A 17,742-nucleotide genomic window follows, 5' to 3' on the forward strand; every position below is an offset into this window, starting at 1 on the left:
CCCCTGCGCGTGGTCAGACGCGGCTCACTGCGCCAGCCGGCGCACCGCGGCGGCCACCCGCTCGTCGGTGGCGGTGAAGGCGATCCGTACGAACCGCTCCCCCGCCTCGCCGTAGAAGTCGCCGGGGGCGACGAGGATGCCGCGCTTGGCGAGGTCGCCGACGGTGTCCCAGCAGGACTCGTCGCGGGTCGCCCAGAGGTAGAGCGAGGCCTCGCTGTGCTCGATGCGGAAGCCCGCGGCCTCGAAGGCGCCGCGCAGTGCGGTACGGCGGCGGGCGTAGCGCTCGCGCTGTTCGGCGACATGGGCGGTGTCGCCCAGCGCCGCGACGGTGGCGGCCTGCACCGGGGCCCCGATCATCATGCCGCCGTGCTTGCGGATCTGCAGCAGGTCGCCGAGGACCGCGGCGTCGCCGACGAGGAAGGCGGAGCGGTAGCCGGCCAGGTTGGAGCGCTTGGAGAGGGAGTGCACGGCGACGAGGCCGTCGTGGGAGCCGCCGCAGATGTCCGGGTGCAGCACGGAGACCGGGTCGGCCTCCCAGCCCAGCTCCAGGTAGCACTCGTCGCTGACGACCAGCACCCCGTGCTCGCGCGCCCAGGCGACGGCGCGGCGCAGCTCGTCGGCGCCGAGCACCCGGCCGGTGGGGTTGGACGGCGAGTTCAGCCAGAGCAGCTTCAGGCCGCTGGGGTCCAGCTCCCAGGGATCGTCGTAGGCGACCGGCTCGGCGCCGGCCAGGCGGGCACCGACCTCGTACGTCGGGTAGGCCAGGCGCGGGTGGGCGACCTTGTCGCCGGGGCCCAGGCCCAGCTGGGTCGGCAGCCAGGCCACCAGCTCCTTGGAGCCGACGACCGGCAGCACATTGGTGTGCTCCAGCCCCCGGGCGCCGAGCCGGTCGGCCGCCCAGCCGGTGAGCGCGTCACGCAGCGCGGCCGTCCCCCACACCGTCGGATAGCCGGGGCTGTCGGCCGCCGCGGTCAGTGCCTGCTGGACCAGCGCGGGGACCGGGTCGACCGGGGTGCCGACGGACAGGTCGACGATGCCGTCGGCGTGTGCGGCGGCAGTGGCCTTGTACGGCTCCAGCCGGTCCCAGGGGAAGTCCGGAAGACGGTCACGGAGCGACCCCCGCGAGACGGGCCGGGAGGAAGGTGCTGCGCCCACGGTGCTCTCTTTCTCGGTGGTGCCGGAACCCGGCGCACAACGCGCCGGTCCCGTACGGCGGGCTGGCCGTACAGGACCGGTTGGCGCCGTGCGACCTCTCCCGGCTCACACCGGGAGGTGCCCCCGACGACATCGGAGGCGAGAGGGAGCGGGTGGGCTGCTCCCCCTTGGGCCTCGCGTCGTTACTGGTTCTGCGGCGGAAGGGCCGCGATGAAGGAGTGGTCGCGCTCGATCAGGCCGAGCTTGCTGGCGCCACCGGGCGAGCCGAGCTCGTCGAAGAACTCCACATTGGCCTTGTAGTAGTCCTTCCACTCCTCCGGGGTGTCGTCCTCGTAGAAGATCGCCTCGACCGGGCAGACCGGCTCACAGGCACCACAGTCGACGCATTCGTCCGGGTGGATGTACAAGGACCGCTTGCCCTCGTAGATGCAGTCGACCGGGCACTCCTCGATGCACGCCTTGTCCTTGACGTCGACACAAGGCTGCGCGATGACGTAGGTCACGCTGTCGTTCCTCCTCGGTAGGGCCGGCGGACCGATTGGCAGTACCGCCGCTGGGCGCGCGGGAGCGCGGCGTCGTCGATGCCCGCCATCTAGTATCTCCGTTCCCGGGCGCGAGACGAACAAGAGGGGCGGTTTGAGCGATGGAATTCCTGGCCGGCGGCCACGCAGAAGTCCGCATCACCCATGCTGACGTGGGCAAAAGGGTATCCGTCCGGCGCTTGACCGGGGGCGGAGCGGGGGAGCCGGCGTTCACGGACGCGGTCGGGGTTCTCACATCCTGGGATGAAGGTGTGCTGAGCATCACACGACGCAACGGTGAATGCGTCGCGATCGAGGAGTCCTCGCTGGTGGCGGCCAAGGTCGTGCCCGCCCGCCGCCCGGCCGCCGGCCCGCAAGGATCCCCGGACCCCTCCTCGACGGCACCGGCCCGCCGCCGGGGCCCGTCGGCCACCGCCCTGGAACTCCAGCGGATCGCCGCCCGCGGCTGGCCCGCCGCGGAGACGGAACCGCTCGGGGAATGGACGCTGCGGGCCTCCGGGGGCTTCACCCGCCGCGCCAACTCCGTCCTGCCGCTCGGCGACCCGGGCGTCCCCCTGGACACGGCGCTGGAGCGGATCGGCCGGTGGTATGAAGCGCGCGGGCTGCCGGCGGTGATCACGGTCGCCACCGGGCAGGCCGGCACCGACGAGGAGCTGGCCTCGGCGCTGGCCGAGCGCGGCTGGGCCGCCGAGCGGCACACCCGGGTCCGGATCGCGGCCCTGGCACCGCTCGCCGACCTCGACACGGATACTCCCTCCCGCCCCGTCGGGGGTGCACCCGCCCGCGTCGCCCTGTCCAGGGAACCGGACGCGGACTGGCTGGCGCTGTACAACCGGACCGGCGGGGGCGGCCCGAGCGGCGAGGCCGCGCGGGCCGCTCTGAAGGTGCTGACCGGCGGGCCCTCGGTGTGGTTCGCGACGGTGCACGACGCGGACGGCCGGGCGGCGGCGATCGGGCGGCTGGTCGTCGACGGGCGCTGGGCGGGTTTCGCGGCGGTCGAGGTGGCACCGGCCGCGCGGCGCCGGGGGCTGGCCACCCGGGTGATGGCGGCGCTCGCCGAGCGGGCCCTCACGGAGGGCGCCTCGGCCGCGTATCTGCAGGTCGAGGCGGACAACACGGGCGCGCTCGCGTTCTACGACCGGCTCGGCTTCACCGACCACCACGGCTACCACTACCGGCGGGCCCTGCCGGGCGGCGGCCGGCACTGAGCGGGGAGCCCACTGCCATGCCCCACGCACCCGGACCCGGACCCGAGCCGGAACCCGAGCCGGAGCCGGACGGCGGCCGCGCCGCGCGGCGGCGGCAGTTCGCCGACGCGGCGCGTGCCGAGCGGCCCGATCTGGCGGTGCTGTGCCTGCTGATCGGCGCCGAGGCCGACCCCGCGCTGGACGAGGCGGGTGGTGACGCGGTCCAGATCGAGCTGGACCGGCTGGCCGGGCTCCTCCCCTACTCCCCGGCCGGTGGCCCCGGTGCCTGGGCCCGCAACCTCGCCGAGTTGCTGGGCACCCGCTGCGGCTTCGGCGGCTCCCCCGCCGACTACCGGCGGCTGGAGTCCTCGCTGCTGCACGAGGTGCTGCGGCGGCGCCGCGGCCTGCCGATCCTGCTGTCGGTGGTGTGGATGGAGGTGGCGCGGCGGGCCGGCGCACCCGTCTACGGGGTGGCCCTGCCGGGTCATTTCGTCGTCGGCTTCGGCGATCCGGCCGGTGCGCACGTCCTGGCCGATCCGTTCGCGGGCGGGCGGCTGCTCACCGAGGAGGACGCGGGGATGCTGGTCGCCGGCGCCACCGGTGAGCCGCTGAGTGCGCGGATGACGACGCCCGCCGATCCGCTGGAGATCGTGCTGCGGGTGCTCAACAACATCCGGGCCTGGGCGCAGGCGCGCCCGGAGCACAGCGCGGTGCAGCTGTGGGCGCTGGAGCTGTCGCTGCTGCTGCCGAGCCACCCGGCGCGGCTGCGCCTGGAGCGCGCCCAACTGCTGGTCCAGCGCGGCGAGTTCCTTGCCGGGGCGGCCGAGCTGGAGGAGTACGCCGGGGTGGTGGAGGCGGTCGACCCGGCCGGGGCGAAGGCGATACGGCGTCAGGCCGCCGCGGCGCGCGCCATGCTCAACTGAGCGGCGGCGGGGCTGCGGCGGACGACCAGCGCGGTCGCGTCGTCCTTGAGCTCACCGTCGGTGAAGCTCTCCAGGTCGGCCCGGAGGGTCTGGGCCAGCTCGGCGGGCTCCAGGTCCGTCCACCCGGCCAGCCGTTCGGCCAGCGGGTAGAACGCGCCGTCCTTGCCGCGCGCCTCGGTCACCCCGTCCGTGCACAGCACCAGCCAGTCGTCGGGCTCGGGGTGCACCCGGACGCTGTGCCGGGGCTCGCCGCTGAGCGTGCCCAGGCCCAGCGGCAGCCCGCCCTCGCCCTCCCGGCGTTCGTAGACCTTGCCGTCGCGCACCAGGTAGTACGGGATATGGCCGCAGGACAGTACCCGGCCCTGCGGCAGGCCGCCCGGGTCGCGCACCTCCATCAGCAGCGCCGTGACGAAGCGCTCGTCGGCGCCCTGCTCGACCGAGCGGGTGTTGTAGCGGGCCAGCGCCTGCTCCATGCGGTCGGCCACCTCCTCCAGCGAGTCCACATGCTGGGCGGCCTCCCGGAACGACGCCAGCACCTCCAGGCCCGCCCCGATCGCCGGCATGCCCTTGCCCTGCACATCGCCGATCATCAGCCGCAGCCCGTGCGGGGTCTCGATGGCCTCGTAGATGTCGCCGCCGACCCGGGCCCCCTCCTGGGCGGAGACATAGAAGCCGTACGCCTCGACCGCGCCCGCGCTGAGCGGCAGCTCGCGCAGCATCGCCCGCTGCACCGTGTCGGCGACCATGCGCGTACGGGCGTGCAATGCCTCACGCTGCAGGCGGGTGCGGCACAGCACCAGGGAGAAGACGGCCACCAGGACCACGCCGAAGATGCTGACGACCCGGCTGGCCGGAGCCCAGTCGGGCACCGTGAAGAGGTCGACTGGGACCAGACACACCACGAAGACGGCGGCCACCAGGAGCGTCACCCGGAACGAACAGCGCAGCGCGGCGTACAGCGGGGCGATGCCCAGGAAGGCCGAGATGTGCAGCTCAGGGCTGGTCGTGGCGTCCAGGACCGCGACGACGAAGATCGCAAGGATGAGCAGCGCGGGAGCAAGGCGTTTGCTCTCCGTCTGCCGGTCGGCAGGCATAACACTTCAAGAGTGCGGGACGCCGCCCGGCACCGCACAGGGGCCAAGGTCCCCGGCGGCTCCTGGGGTGGGGTGGGGGCGGGGGCCGCAGCCGGGCTTTCGGGGCCGGGCCGGGGCCGGGCTCCCGGGGCCGGGGCCGGGCTCGGGCTTCCGGGGCCTGGACCGGGCTCGGGCTTCCGGGGCCTGGGTTCTACAGCCAGCCCTTGTCGCGGGCCGTCACGACCGCCTCCGCGCGGTTGCGGGCGCCGGTCTTCTGGATGGCCGTGGAGAGGTAGTTGCGGACCGTGCCCCGGGACAGGTGCAGGGCGTCGGCGATCTCGGCGTTGGTGGAGCCGTCGGCGGCGGTCCGCAGCACCTCCCGCTCGCGCTCGGTCAGCGGGCTGGCGCCGTCGGCGAGCGCGGCCGCGGCCAGCACCGGGTCGATGACGCGCTCGCCGCGCAGTACACGCCGTACCGCCTCGGCGAGCCGGGCCGCCGGGGCGTCCTTGACCAGAAAGGCATCGGCGCCGCACTCCATCGCGCGCCGCAGATAGCCGGGGCGGCCGAAGGTGGTGAGGATGACGACCTTCACGCCGGGCAGCTCATCACGCAGCGCGGCCGCGGCGTCCAGTCCGCTGATGCCGGGCATCTCGATGTCCAGGAGCGCGACGTCCACGGCGTGGGCGCGCGCCGCCGCAAGCACCTCGTCCCCGCGCGCCGCCTGTGCCACGACCTCCAGATCGTCCTCCAGCGACAACAGCGCGGCCAGCGCCTCCCGGACCATCGACTGGTCCTCCGCCAACAGCAGTCTGATCATGCGGGTCACCTTAAGCCGTATGGGGGAGCGGGAGGAGTGGGCCTGCCGGCGCATGGTCCGGTGCGTCTCCTGCGCCTGCGCGGGCCGCGTGTGTACGCCGGACCGCGTGTGTACGCCGGGCTGTGTGTGCGCCCGGACTGCGCGCCTACGCCGGGTCGGCGGCGGGCTCGGGGGATATCTCCGGGGCGGGGGCCGCGGCGCTCCCCGGGGCAGCAGCACTCCTCCGGTCCGCGGCCAGGGGTACGTAGGCCCGGAGGGCGAAGCCGCGGCCCCGCGGGGCGGGGCCGGTTTCCAGGCGGCCTTCGGCCAGGGCGAGGCGTTCGCGCAGACCGCTGAGGCCATTGCCGTCGTGCTGGGTGCGGGGCGGTCCGGCGCCGTCGTCGATCACCGTCAGGCACAGGCAGCAGCGTTCGTCGGCCTCCCACTCCTCGGCGAGCAGCAGCTCGCAGCGCTGGGCGCCGCTGTGCCGTACGACATTGGTCACGGCCTCCCGCAGCGCCCAGGCCAGCGCGCTCTCCGCATCGGTGGCGAGCCCGCGGTGTTCGCCCTCCAGCGCGGGGTCGGCGGTGACCTGCACCCCTGCCGTACGCAGCGCGGTCCGCGCCCCGGCGAGTTCGACGGCGAGCCGCGGCCGTCGGTAGCCGGTGACGGCCTCCCGCACATCGACCAGCGCCTGCCTGCTGACCTGTTCGATGTCGGCGATCTGCCGGGCGGCGTCGGACGGCCGGTCCGGCAGCATCCGCCCGGCCAGCTCGCTCTTGAGCGTGATCAGCGAGAGGGAGTGGCCGAGGAGGTCGTGCAGATCGCGGGCGAGGCGCAGCCGCTCGTCGTTGGCGGCGAGGCGGGCGACCTCCTGGCGGGCGGCGCGCAGCTCCGCGGTCGTATGGATCAGATGCTGTACCCCGACCATCATGAAACCGACGCCCAGCGCGGGCAGGCCGTAGGCGAAGAGGTAGTAGCCGCGGATCTCCGGATAGCGCACCCCGACGGCGAGCAGCACCACGGTCACCAGGGGGATGGCCCAGCGCGACTCCCGCCAGGGCAGCACCACGGCGCAGGCCACGCTGGTGAAGATGAACAGCACCAGCCAGGAGAAGCCCAGCGTCCACGAGAGCGCGGTGGCCAGCGCCAGCATCAGGGCCGGCCCGCCGTACTGCAGCAGGCCGGTCATCTTCCACCACATGTGCCGGAAGACCAGCAGCACGTAGGAGAGCACGAAGAGGGTGATCCCCAGGCCGCCCCAGATCCGCTCGGCGGCGGGGACACCGGGCTGCAGCAGCTGGGCCACCGGCCCGGCCAGATACAGCAGCCAGACGCCGACCCACATCGTCTTGGCGACCGCCTGGCGGCGGTTGCGGGGCTCCTGCCCGATCCTTATGGGGCCGCCGGCCCCGGGCTCGCTCTCCATCTCCGGTGCCTCACGCCTTCCGGGTGTCCTTGCGGTAGAGCCAGGCCGCGCCGCCGGCGAAGACCAGCAGATACCCGGCCAGTATGGCCATGTCCTTCATATGCGGTGCCCCACCGGCCTCCACGGCGGTGCCGAGCGCGGTGTACGCATGTGTCGGCAGCCATTCTGCGATGTCCTGCGCCCACTGCGGCAGGACCGTCAGCGGCATCCACAGCCCGCCGAGGAGGGCCAGGCCGAAGTAGCACAGGATGGTGATCGGGCGGACCGCGTCACCGGTGGCCAGATAGCCGATGGCGACGCCCAGGGCGGCGAAGACGAAGCTGCCGAGCCAGGTGCAGGCGGCGATGGAGATCCACTGCCAGGCTTCGAGCCGTACGCCCTTGACCGCCGCGGCGACGATCATGACCAGCAGGATCGACGGCAGGCTGACGGTCGCGGCGGAGGCCATCTTGGCGGCGACATAACCGCGTCCGGGCAGGGCCGTCAGCCTCAGCTGCCGCACCCAGCCCGTCTCCCGCTCCTTGGCGATGCGCTCGCTGTTGCCCATCAGCACGGCGGTCAGGGCACCGAGTGTGGCCATGGAGACCATGAAGTAGAGCGCCATGTCCAGCTTCATCCCGGGGATCGGCTTGCTGTCCGCACCGCCGGCGATGATCAGGTACAGCGCCGGCGGATAGATCACCGAGAAGAAGAGGAACTTCTTGTTGCGCAGTGCGCGGATGATCTCCAGCTTGATCAGGGTGGTCATCGGGCCGCCTCCTCGGCGGTGGGGGTCGCGTCGGAAGCGGTGGTCAGGGCGATGAAGGCCTGCTCCAGACCGAGGCCGGTGACTTCGAGGTGCTGCGGGCGCAGGCCGAGGCCGTAGAGGGCGTGGACGGTGGCATCGGCGTCGTGGGACCGGATGCGGACCGTGCGGCCGGAGATCTCCAGGGCGGCCAGGGACGGCAGGCTCTGCAGCGCCTCGCGGTCGACCGGCTCGTCGAGCTCGAAGCTGACCCTGCGGGCGCCCGCCCTGGCCTTGATCTCGGCGGCGGTGCCGTCGGCGAGCACCCGGCCGCGGTGCAGCACGATCACCCGGTCGGCGATCTCGTCGGCCTCTTCGAGGTAGTGCGTCGCGAAGAGGACCGTACGGCCCTGCTCGGCCTGCCGGCGCATCGCGCCCCAGAAGGTCTGCCGGGCGGAGACGTCCATACCGGTGGTCGGCTCGTCCAGCACGATCAGGTCATTGGCGCCGGCCGTGGCGAGGGCGAAGCGCACCCGCTGTTCCTGGCCGCCGGAGAGCTTGTCGACCAGGCGGTCGGCGATGTCGGTGATGCCGGCGGTGGCCAGGATCCGGTCGAGCGGATAGCCGCGCGGGTGCAGATCGCGGGCGAGCTTGACCAACTCCTTGACCTTGACGCCCTCCATCAGGCCGCCGCTCTGCAGCATCGCGCCGACCTTGCCCTGTGCGATGGCGCGCTGCGGGGTCGTGCCGAAGAGGGTCACGCTGCCGGAGTCGGCGTTGCGCAGGCCGAGGAGCAGGTCGAGGGCCGAGGACTTGCCCGCGCCGTTCGGGCCGAGGAGCGCGACGGTCTCTCCCGGGGACAGCTCCAGATCCAGGTCGGCCACCGCGCGCACCGCGCCGTAACTCTTGCTGACCCGCCGGAAGCTGACCACGGGTGCCCGGTCCGCCCCCTGCGCGGTGGTGGGTGTGGTGGTCGCTGTGGTCGTCATGTGCTTCAGCTTCCGGGATCCGGCCCGCGCGCGGCAGTGTCGGCCGTATGCACTGTGACATGACATCTGTCATGGGTGAGGCCCCCTAGGGGTCTTCTCCGGGTGTTCCGGGAAGACGCCCTGCGGGGGCCTCTCACCTGCGGTTTCGCGCCGCCCGGCGGTCAGTTGCCGTGCGTGGCGGCGGTCGGTTGCCGTGCGTGGCGGCGATCAGTTGCCGTACGTGGCGACGGTCGGTCGCCGTGCGGCGATGCCCAGCTGCCGCTCGTGTCCGTGCTCAGTTGCCGTTCGTGGCGATGGTCTGGACCCGTTCGGCCGGGGTCGTGCCGAGCATCGCCTTGCCGACGGCGCTCGCCACCTCCTCGACGCTGACCGGGTGCTTGGAGCCGTCGCCCTTGGTCACCGTGACGCCGTTGAAGGTGTCGCCGTAGAGCTCCTTGAGGGCCGGACGGTCGTAGTACGGCACCAGACCGCCGTCCACGATCTTGAACGACAGGAACTTCGGGATGGACTTCTGCGGGCTGAAGGAGACCGTGTGCGCCGCATCCGTACGGACCGTCACCAGGCCGGACATCGCGGGCTCGGCGAACTGCTTCATCGCCCTGTTCACCGCGGCCTTGTCGACCTGCGGCTGCTGGATGCTCGCCGCCAGCACCACCGGGGCGTCGGTGCCGGTCGTGGCGCGGTTGCGGTAGGCGTCGGTGACCTTCTTCTTGGAGGCGTTCACATCGATCGCCTTGTGGGGCACGCCGTAGTGCGGCACCGCCTTGCCGTTCTCGAAGGCGATCCCGCCGTCCTTCGCGGCGCCCGCCTGCCCTGCGGCGTTCTCCAGCGCGATCTGCAGCTTCTCGTCGTCGACGACCACCGCGGGCTCGGCCTGGCGGGTACCGCCGAAGAGCGAGCCGATGACGGAGACCGGGTTGTAGTCCCGGCCGGCCGCCTTGCGGACCGTCGCCTGCGGGTCGATGTCCAGACCGGCCTTGTCGGGTTCGAGGGTCGCCGCCTTGCCGTCCACGGTGAGCTTGAGCGGAGTGGCGCGGCGGCCCTTGAGCGCCGCCTCCAGCTTCTTGACGGCGTCTTCCTTGGTGGTGCCGCCGATGTCCACGCCCAGCGCGGTGGTGCCGTTGGGCACGTCGGCGTGGTCGAGCAGCAGCCCGGCGCCGTAGGCGACACCGGCCAGGACCACCACGGCCACGCCCGCGAGGACGAGCTTGTTGCGGCCCGCCTTGGGCGGGTTGATCGGCTCGGGGATCTTGGGCCGCGGCTTCGGCGCGGCCCGGTCGCCGTCGTCGGCGGGGGCCGCCGCGAACGGCGACGGCGGCGACTGCGGCCCGTCGGCTCCGGGCACCTTCGGGATGCCGCTGACCAGCGTGTCGCCGGACACCCGGTCCCGGCCACCGCTCTGCGTGCCCTTCGCGCCGCCCTTGCCCGCAGGACCGCGGGGCGCCGTGCCCTTCGGCCCGCCGGGCAGCCCGCCCGTGACACCGCCGGGCGCGCCGAGGCCGCTGCCCGGCCCGGCGAGCGGCGCCGGCGGCTGCGGGGTGAGCTCCGCGGTGTCGTCGATCCGGGGCGTGTTGCCGGCGCCGGGGCCGCTGAAGCCGGGGTCGCTGAAGCCGGGCGGGAGGTTGAGCGCGGAGTTGCCGCGCGCCGGTCCGGTCGTCGGGCCGTTCGGACCGTTCGCGCCGCCTGCCGGGGCGTCGAACGGGGTGTGGTCACGGGCGGGCCCGGCGGGGGCGTCGAACGGCGTACCGCCGCCGGAGCCCGCACCGTCGAACGGCGAACCGCCGCCGCGCGGACCCTCGTCGAAGGGCGAACCGCCACCCTGGCGCGCACCTCCGCCGGTCCGGGCGCCGCCGTCGAACGGCGACGCGCCGTCCTGCGGGGCAGGGCCGTCCTGCGCGGCCGGGCTGTCGGAGAAGTACGGAAGGTCGGGGCGCTGCGGCGGCTTGGCGCCGGACGGGGCGCGCGGCGGGGTCTCACCACCCGGGGCGGGCGGCACGGCGTGGGAGCCGGTGGAGGACTGCCCGCCGGATCCGGCCTGCGGCTTGCGCGGCGCGAACCAGTCGCTGGTCTTCTCGCCCTGGCCGGGCCGGCCGGCCGCGGGGGCCTCGTCCGCCGGAGCCTCGGGCCGGGGGGTGTTCGCCGTGCGCTCCGCGTTCCGCTCGCTGCCGCGGGCAGGGCGGGGCGTACCGCGCGAACCGGCGGGACCGCCGGATGCAGCCGATCCGTTCATGCCGGACTCCTCACCGACGGGCTTGCGCACGACGACCGGCGGGATGGGGCGCGACCCCGGAATGTTGATCTTGATCCGCGTCGTCAGTGTGGTCTCGGTTTTGGGCTCCTCCGGCTGCGCCGCGGCACCGGGCGCCGGCGCCTCGTCGGCATCTCCCCTGGGCGAGCCGTACGGCGGCGTCCCTGATGGGTACGCGGCTCCGCCACGACCCTGAGGGCCGGAGGACGAACTGTCAGATTCACGACTCAAAGCAGGTTCTCCCGGTTGGCTCCGCCGCTCGTCAGAGATGATCCCCGGCCACAGGCCGGGGGGTGCCCCCAGGGCGGCGCGACGGCGCGCACCACCATACTGGCCGCCGCGGGCGGGCACCCGGGGAGCGTACGAACACCGTCGCCACGGGCGAACCCCCGGCACCCGGTCCGTTCACCCCGCCCCGCGCGGCTTCCGTCCCGGTATGGGCCAGGTCATCCGCCAACTCGCCCGTACCGGGCGGCCGTCGTGCGCATCTGGGCGGCGGTGGCGCAGATCACAGCGACCAGGATGCCGCCCAGCAGGAAGATGTACGAACCGACCCCCGCGCCGAAAAGAAAGTCGCCTTCCGGCCGGACATTGCTCAGCAGCAGGAACACCGTCACCAGCCAGGCCCCGCCGGGCACCAGCACGCCCGCGGAGGTGCCGGTCGCCCGGACGCCGCCATAGAAGAGACCGCCGACACCGGCCAGCGCCAGCACCAACCCGCCGGGGAACCAGGCCGCCTGCACCAGCGTTCCGGCGAAGGCGACCAGCACGCCGGTGACCAGAAGAAGCACATATATGCCCACCCGGCCCGGCGTCAGCGGCGCGGTCAGTACGGCACCGGCCCGCGGCGCCACGGGGGCGCCGGACCGCGCACCGGGCGTGCCGGCCGAGCCCGCCCTGGACCGCTGCCCGTTACCGGAGGCCGCGCCACCCTTGCCTCCGGACGCCGCGCCTCCCTTACCGCCGGAGGGCGAGCCGCCCTTACCGCCGGAAGCCGCGCCGCCCTTATCGGCAGCCGCCCGGCCGTTGCCTTCGGTGCCGCCCCCGCCACCCTTCGCCGTACTCATTCCGCCACCTCCTCGATAAGGACACTCTCCTCCATACCCGCCATTTCGCCCACACCCGCGAAAAGGTCGTCCTCATGCGCGCCCGCCGCGACGCCCGGGACGCCCTGCACCAGCCGATAGTGTTCCGAGCCGAGCAGCGGCTGGCCCAAGTCGTTGGAGAGCGCGAAGAACGGCCCGTCGACCGCGATCTGGGTGTAGTGCGCCCGCATCGCCGCGGTCTTGGCGGCGATCTGCGCGGGATCGCCGTGGAGGGCCGCCGTGACCTCGGAGTCCGGCACCACGCCCGGCACATCGTCGACCGTGGCGACCCCGGGAAAGCGGTGGCCGGCCGCGTGCAGCCGCGCGAAGCCCTCCTCGACCACGGACCGCGGGGTGCAGTTCCAGTAGATCTTCCCGATCGCATGCGCACGGCCCAGCTCGGGCCGGAAATCCGCCCGGGCGGCCAGCTCGGCGCCGCGCATCGCCACCCGGTGGGCCTGGATGTGATCGGGGTGACCGTATCCGCCGTGCGGGTCATAGGCGACCAGGACCTGCGGCCTGACCTCGCGGATCACGGCCACCAGATCGGCGGCCGCCTCGTCGAGCGGGGCCTGCCAGAAGGCGTCCGGCCGCTCGTTCTGCACCGCGCCCATCATCCCGGAGTCCCGGTAGCGGCCCGGCCCGCCGAGGAAGCGGTGGTCCGTGACGCCCAGGGCCTCCATCGCGGCGGCCAGCTCGCCGGCGCGGTACGGGCCGAGGGTGTCGTCACGGTCCGGCGCGAGGTGCGCGAGCTCGGGCGGGATGACCTCGCCCTCCTCGCCGAGCGTGCAGGTCACCAGGGTGACCTGCGCACCTTCGGCCGCGTACTTGGCCATGGTCACACCGTTGACGATCGACTCGTCGTCGGGGTGGGCATGCACCAGCAGCAGCCGGCGGGAAGAAGCCGGGCGCGAAGCGCTTCCCCCGGAGGGGACCGACCGGGACGGGGCGGGCTGAGGACTCATACGGACAGCCTACGAGCCGCCCGCCCCGCCTCCCACGGGCGATCCCGGCCGCCCCCCGCACGCCCGGCCGGGCGGCGGGCACACGGCGGACGGGACCGGGCGGGAGCGGTTCAGAACTTGATGTTCCCCAGCATGCCGGCGACGTTCGTCGTCAGCTGCTTGATCGTCGGCGCGATGGACGAGCTGGCCAGATAGAAGCCCAGCAGCATGCACACCAAGGCATGCGGGGCCTTCAGTCCGGACTTCTTGACAAGCAAGAAGACGATGATCGCCAGCAGCACCACCGCCGAAATCGAGAGTGCCACGGCGGCTCACCTCCAAGTACTCGTGTTCCGGACAGAGTTGGTGGCACACGGGCCGTCTCCACGAACCCGCACACCGGGTATGCCAAGGGCTCTTTACCCCGTACCCGCAGCACCCAAGAGATCATAACTTTCCGTCCTAGCGCATAAGTCGGAGCACGGAAGCAGAACGGGGGCGCACACGATCTTCACGAGCGCGACCAGGGTGAGCCGGTCCCCCGCGAACAGCGGCGAAGGGGTCGCCGGGATCGAGACGGACAGGCAGGATTGGCCAAGGACGCCGAAGAAGCCGGGGAAGGGGCGAGTTGGTCCGTGTCCCATGCAGTCGGCACCGTGCAGTCGGCACCATGATCCTGGCAGGGGTCGCGCATCTCACGGGGCCTGGCGAAGCTGACGGCGAGGGCAGTGCACCCGACCGCTGCCAGGCCGGCTCTCCTGAGCACCCGACGCGCCGTGAACCCAGCCCGTAGGCTCGGCCCATGACCGGACAGCCTTCGTTCCCGCGGCAACACGCCCGTACGCAGCGCTTCACTCTGGGCGCACCGCGCGGCTACACCCTCTCCCCCGACGACGCGCGCGTCGTCTTCCTGCGTTCCCCCTCGGGCACCGACCGCAGCCAGCAGTTGTGGGTGCTCGACCTGGAAGCGGGACGGGAGTTCCCGGCCGCCGATCCGCAGGCCCTGCTGGCCGGGGCGCAGGAGGACCTGCCACCACAGGAGCGGGCCCGCCGCGAGCGCAGCCGGGAGAGCTCGGCGGGCATCGTCGGCTATGCGACGGACGCCGCCGTGGAGTTGGCGGCGTTCACCCTCTCCGGCCGGCTGTTCGTCTCCGAGCTGCGGGCCGGCACCACCCGTGAACTCCCGGTCCAGGGGCCGGTCGTGGACCCCCGCCCCTCGCCGGACGGCCGGCAGGTGGCCTTTGTGGCGGACGGCCGGCTACGGGTGGTCGCGGTGGACGGCGCCACGACCTCGGACGGGGACGACGGCGGCCGGGCGGACGCCGGAGCGGCGGACCGGGTGCTGGCCGAGCCCGACGGGCCGGAGGTGACCTGGGGACTCGCGGAGTTCATCGCGGCCGAGGAGATGGGCCGCTACCGGGGCTTTTGGTGGTCTCCGGACAGTGACGCGGTGCTGGCGGCGCGGGTCGACGAGGCGCCGGTGCAGCGCTGGTGGATCGCCGACCCCGCCCATCCGGACCGGGAGCCCGCGCGGGTCGCGTACCCGGCGGCGGGCACCCGCAACGCCGGGGTCACGCTGACGCTGTTCGGCCTGGACGGCTCGCGCACGGACATCGGCTGGGACACCGAGCGCTACCCCTATCTGGCACGCGTCCACTGGTCGGCGGCCGGGCCGCCGCTGCTGCTCGTCCAGGCCCGCGACCAGCGCGACCAGCGCTATCTGGCCGTCGACACCGCGACCGGTACGACCAGGACGGTGCACGAGGAGGAGGACGAGGCGTGGGTCGAGCCGTTCCCCGGGGCGCCGGCCTGGACGCCGGACGGGCGGCTGGTGCGGATCTCGGACGAGGGCGGCGCGCGCAAACTGTTCGTCGGCGCCCGCCCGTTGACCGGCGCTCCGCTGCACGTCCGGGCCGTTCTCGACATCGGCGAGGACGATGTCCTGTTCTCCGCGAGCGGCGCCGACATGCACGACATCGGGGTCTACCGCGCCTGGTTCCGCGGCAGCGGTGACCAGGGCGGCTGGGAGCGGGTCGGCGAGCGTGCGTATCCGACGGTGTCCTCCGCGGTGCGCGGTGGCGCGGTGACCGTGCTGTCGCAGGCGTCACTGGAGCGGCCCGGCACCCAGGTGGACGTGGTGCGGCTGGATCCCGACGGCGGCGAGAAGGTCCTCGCCTCCATCGGCTCCTGCGCCGAGGAGCCGGTGCTGACCGCCCGCCCCCGGCTCGTCCTGGCCGGGGAACGCCGGATTCCGTGCGCGGTGCTGCTGCCCACCGGATATCAGGAGGGCGACGGTCCGCTGCCGGTGCTGATGGACCCGTACGGCGGTCCGCACGGCCAGCGGGTGGTGGCCGCGCACCACGCCCATCTGACCTCCCAGTGGTTCGCCGACCAGGGGTTCGCGGTGATCGTCGCGGACGGCCGGGGCACCCCGGGCCGCTCCCCCGCGTGGGAGAAGGCGATGTTCCGCGATATCGCGCAGGTCGCCCTGGACGACCAGGTCCACGCCCTCCAGGCGCTGGCCGGATCCTTTCCCCTGGACATGGAGCGGGTGGCGATCCGCGGCTGGTCCTTCGGCGGCTATCTCGCGGGGCTCGCGGCGCTGCGCCGCCCCGATGTCTTCCATGCGGCGGTGGTCGGTGCGCCGGTGACCGATCTGCGTCTGTACGACACCCACTACCAGGAGCGGTATCTCGGCCACCCTGACGAGGAGCCCGCCGCCTACGCCGCGAACTCGCTGATCACGGACGAGGGCCTGTCCGGGGCGCAGGAGCCGCACCGCCCGATGCTGATCGTGCACGGCCTCGCGGACGACAACGTCGTGGTGGCGCACGCACTGCAGCTCTCCTCGGCGCTGCTGGCGGCGGGCCGCCGGCACGAGGTGCTGCCGCTGTCCGGCGTGACGCACATGGCCTCGCAGGAGCAGGTGGCCGAAAACCTGCTGCTGCTCCAGGTGGACTTCCTCAAGCGGTCGTTGGGGATGACGCCCTGAGGGCGTAGGGCCTGTCGTCAAGCCCCCGCCCCGTCGGACGTCACGCGCCCCGAGGGCGTCTCACCAACCGGGCGGCAGCCTGGACGGCGGGGGCGGGGCGTGCGGCGGCCGCGCCTCGCCCGGGGCGGAGCCGTACGCCAGCACCCCGTCCATGGGGTGCGAGGCGTCCGGTGTGCCGGGGCAGGCCGCCGCGATCAGCGCGACCAGAGCGGCGGCCGCCACGAAGGCCGCGGTGCCCACCTCCAGCCGGGCCTGGAGCGGCAGCGCGCCGAGGCGGCCGAACTCCCCGGTGCGTACGGCGAAGACGAGCGCCACGGCTCCGTGCACCAGCAGCAGGGCCGCGGCCGTCATCGCCGCGGGCCGGGCCCAGGGCGCGCGGCGCAGTACGGCGGCCGCGGCTCCCAGGGCCAGCAGCGCGAGGGCCGCCGACTGCCAGTGCACCGGGGGCTGCAGCAGGGCGCGGAAGACGGACGCGTCCCCGAGCAGCCCCTTGCGGTAGACGTCCCCGTCGAGCCGCCGCTGCCAGTGGATCTCCCAGCCGGCCACGGCGAGCCCGGCGGCGCCCAGGAGCACACCGGCCGTGACGGCCGCTCCCTTGTACGGCCGGCCCGGCCGCTCGGGCCCCGCTCCGGACGGCACCGCATGGACCACTCCGTACGCCGAGGACGCCGCCTGAGGCAGCCCGTGCACGGTGTGCCGTGCGTACCGGTCCGCCCGGCCGCCCCGCCGCCGGCCCGCCACGACCACCACGACCAGCGCGGCCGCCAGGGCGAGCTGGGTGACCGCGGTCAGCCGCGCCCGCGCCGTGAGGGAGCTGTCCAGCCCCTGGAGCCAGCCGGCGCCCAGCACCCACACCAGCGGGAGGCGCAGCAGTGCGGTGGCGGCCGCCAGGGAGAGCAGTGCGCCGTCGGCCACGGACGAGGGGACGGCGGTGCGCACCGCGGCGACGGCGACGACGAGCGCGCCGAGCGTCAGCAGCGGGTCGAGCGCCGAGGTCGCCCAGGCGGTGAACTCCCGTGGCCGGCGCGCCTCGCCCAGCCAGGTCCACCACAGGTCCGTGCCGTGCTGGGCGATCGTGAGATCCCGGATGATCCAGACCGCGGTGAGCAGTGCGAGCAGCAGGCAGACGAGCGCGCCGATGCCGCGTGCGCCGCGGGTGAGAACGCCGTCCCGCGTTGTGGACACGGCCAGCCCCCGTCCGTGTCGATGTACCGGGTGGTCCAGGGCGGCCCCGTGGAGGCGCCCACCCGCAGGTCTACTCCAGACCCGGCGCAGGGACAACAGAGCCGCCGTCAGCGGCGGACGAAATATGTGCAAAGCGGCAACCGGCCGGAACGCCGTCTGGCGTTCCGGCCGGTCTACGGCACCCGCACGGCCGTACGTTGTTCATCATGGCGCGTCCGTATATCGGTGTTGCGACAGTGAAGTTGCCTTCATGTTAAAGACGTTCATACCGATATGTCCCCCATGCCGTATATCACGGTCGCCTGTCAAGCACGCCGTGGCGTCAACTTGCGCAACGTTCGCTCAAGAAGTAGACGACCTGTTCACGAGCACACCCGATCCCCTTGACTCCGCCACAAATCACTTGCGAAAGTCCGCTCATCCAGCGGTGCATTCGGTGCCGCTTCATGTTCCAAGAGAACTCGGCGCGG

15 protein-coding genes are annotated in these 17,742 nt (G+C 73.4%); 3 read left to right on the forward strand and 12 right to left on the reverse strand.

Annotation, left to right across the window (positions count from 1 at the left end; genetic code table 11):
- Positions 1-24 precede the first annotated feature (24 nt).
- Both dapC and fdxA read right to left on the reverse strand, forming a co-directional pair.
- A complete protein-coding gene (gene dapC, locus D9V36_RS15750) occupies positions 25-1,155 on the reverse strand; it encodes a succinyldiaminopimelate transaminase (protein WP_129294328.1) in 1,131 nt (376 codons plus the stop codon).
- A 182-nt stretch (positions 1,156-1,337) separates the two neighbouring features.
- Positions 1,338-1,658: a ferredoxin gene (gene fdxA, locus D9V36_RS15755; protein WP_030020287.1), complete on the reverse strand. Its 321-nt coding sequence runs from the start codon at positions 1,656-1,658 to the stop codon at positions 1,338-1,340.
- A gap of 140 nt (positions 1,659-1,798) precedes the next feature.
- Here fdxA and D9V36_RS15760 point away from each other — a divergent pair, with 140 nt between their 5' ends.
- The gene (locus tag D9V36_RS15760) at positions 1,799-2,905 is read left to right on the forward strand and encodes a GNAT family N-acetyltransferase (protein ID WP_129294329.1); all 1,107 of its coding nucleotides are present in this window, start codon (positions 1,799-1,801) and stop codon (positions 2,903-2,905) included.
- A gap of 17 nt (positions 2,906-2,922) precedes the next feature.
- Positions 2,923-3,807, forward strand: coding sequence for a transglutaminase-like domain-containing protein (locus D9V36_RS15765; RefSeq protein ID WP_129294330.1), 885 nt, complete (start codon positions 2,923-2,925; stop codon positions 3,805-3,807).
- Here the strand turns inward: D9V36_RS15765 and D9V36_RS15770 are convergent.
- The 9 genes from D9V36_RS15770 to D9V36_RS15810 form a co-directional block, all read right to left on the reverse strand.
- Positions 3,774-4,901, reverse strand: a complete 1,128-nt coding sequence (locus tag D9V36_RS15770; RefSeq protein ID WP_129294331.1) for a PP2C family protein-serine/threonine phosphatase — start codon at positions 4,899-4,901, stop codon at positions 3,774-3,776. The two genes, D9V36_RS15765 and D9V36_RS15770, sit on opposite strands and share 34 nt — an antisense overlap.
- A gap of 190 nt (positions 4,902-5,091) precedes the next feature.
- On the reverse strand, positions 5,092-5,697 hold the full coding sequence (locus tag D9V36_RS15775; RefSeq protein ID WP_164992955.1) for a response regulator transcription factor: 606 nt from the start codon (positions 5,695-5,697) through the stop codon (positions 5,092-5,094).
- Positions 5,698-5,842: 145 nt separating this feature from the next.
- Positions 5,843-7,105, reverse strand: a complete 1,263-nt coding sequence (locus tag D9V36_RS15780; RefSeq protein WP_129294333.1) for a sensor histidine kinase — start codon at positions 7,103-7,105, stop codon at positions 5,843-5,845.
- 10 nt (positions 7,106-7,115) lie between these two features.
- Positions 7,116-7,853: an ABC transporter permease gene (locus tag D9V36_RS15785; RefSeq protein ID WP_129294334.1), complete on the reverse strand. Its 738-nt coding sequence runs from the start codon at positions 7,851-7,853 to the stop codon at positions 7,116-7,118.
- The gene (locus D9V36_RS15790) at positions 7,850-8,818 is read right to left on the reverse strand and encodes an ABC transporter ATP-binding protein (RefSeq protein WP_164992956.1); all 969 of its coding nucleotides are present in this window, start codon (positions 8,816-8,818) and stop codon (positions 7,850-7,852) included. Before D9V36_RS15790 ends, D9V36_RS15785 begins: the two co-directional genes overlap by 4 nt.
- A 274-nt stretch (positions 8,819-9,092) precedes the next feature.
- The gene (locus tag D9V36_RS15795; protein WP_129294335.1) at positions 9,093-11,297 is read right to left on the reverse strand and encodes a hypothetical protein; all 2,205 of its coding nucleotides are present in this window, start codon (positions 11,295-11,297) and stop codon (positions 9,093-9,095) included.
- 215 nt (positions 11,298-11,512) lie between these two features.
- Entirely contained in the window at positions 11,513-12,133 is a 621-nt protein-coding gene (locus D9V36_RS15800; RefSeq protein WP_241720886.1) for a DUF6113 family protein, read from the reverse strand.
- Positions 12,130-13,116, reverse strand: a complete 987-nt coding sequence (mshB, locus tag D9V36_RS15805) for an N-acetyl-1-D-myo-inositol-2-amino-2-deoxy-alpha-D-glucopyranoside deacetylase (protein WP_129294336.1) — start codon at positions 13,114-13,116, stop codon at positions 12,130-12,132. The genes D9V36_RS15800 and mshB overlap by 4 nt, the downstream gene beginning before the upstream one ends.
- A 110-nt stretch (positions 13,117-13,226) precedes the next feature.
- Positions 13,227-13,421, reverse strand: coding sequence for a hypothetical protein (locus D9V36_RS15810; protein ID WP_006603310.1), 195 nt, complete (start codon positions 13,419-13,421; stop codon positions 13,227-13,229).
- Between the two features lie 476 nt (positions 13,422-13,897).
- Between D9V36_RS15810 and D9V36_RS15815 the strand changes: the two genes are divergently transcribed.
- Complete coding sequence (locus tag D9V36_RS15815) at positions 13,898-16,087, forward strand: S9 family peptidase (protein WP_129294337.1); 2,190 nt, start codon at positions 13,898-13,900, stop codon at positions 16,085-16,087.
- Between the two features lie 60 nt (positions 16,088-16,147).
- Here D9V36_RS15815 and D9V36_RS15820 read toward each other — a convergent pair whose 3' ends face one another.
- A complete protein-coding gene (locus tag D9V36_RS15820) occupies positions 16,148-17,272 on the reverse strand; it encodes a hypothetical protein (protein WP_129294338.1) in 1,125 nt (374 codons plus the stop codon).
- Between the last annotated feature and the right edge of the window lie 470 nt (positions 17,273-17,742).

Origin of the sequence: Streptomyces lydicus (genome assembly GCF_004125265.1) — a bacterium.
GTDB lineage: Bacteria > Actinomycetota > Actinomycetes > Streptomycetales > Streptomycetaceae > Streptomyces > Streptomyces lydicus_C.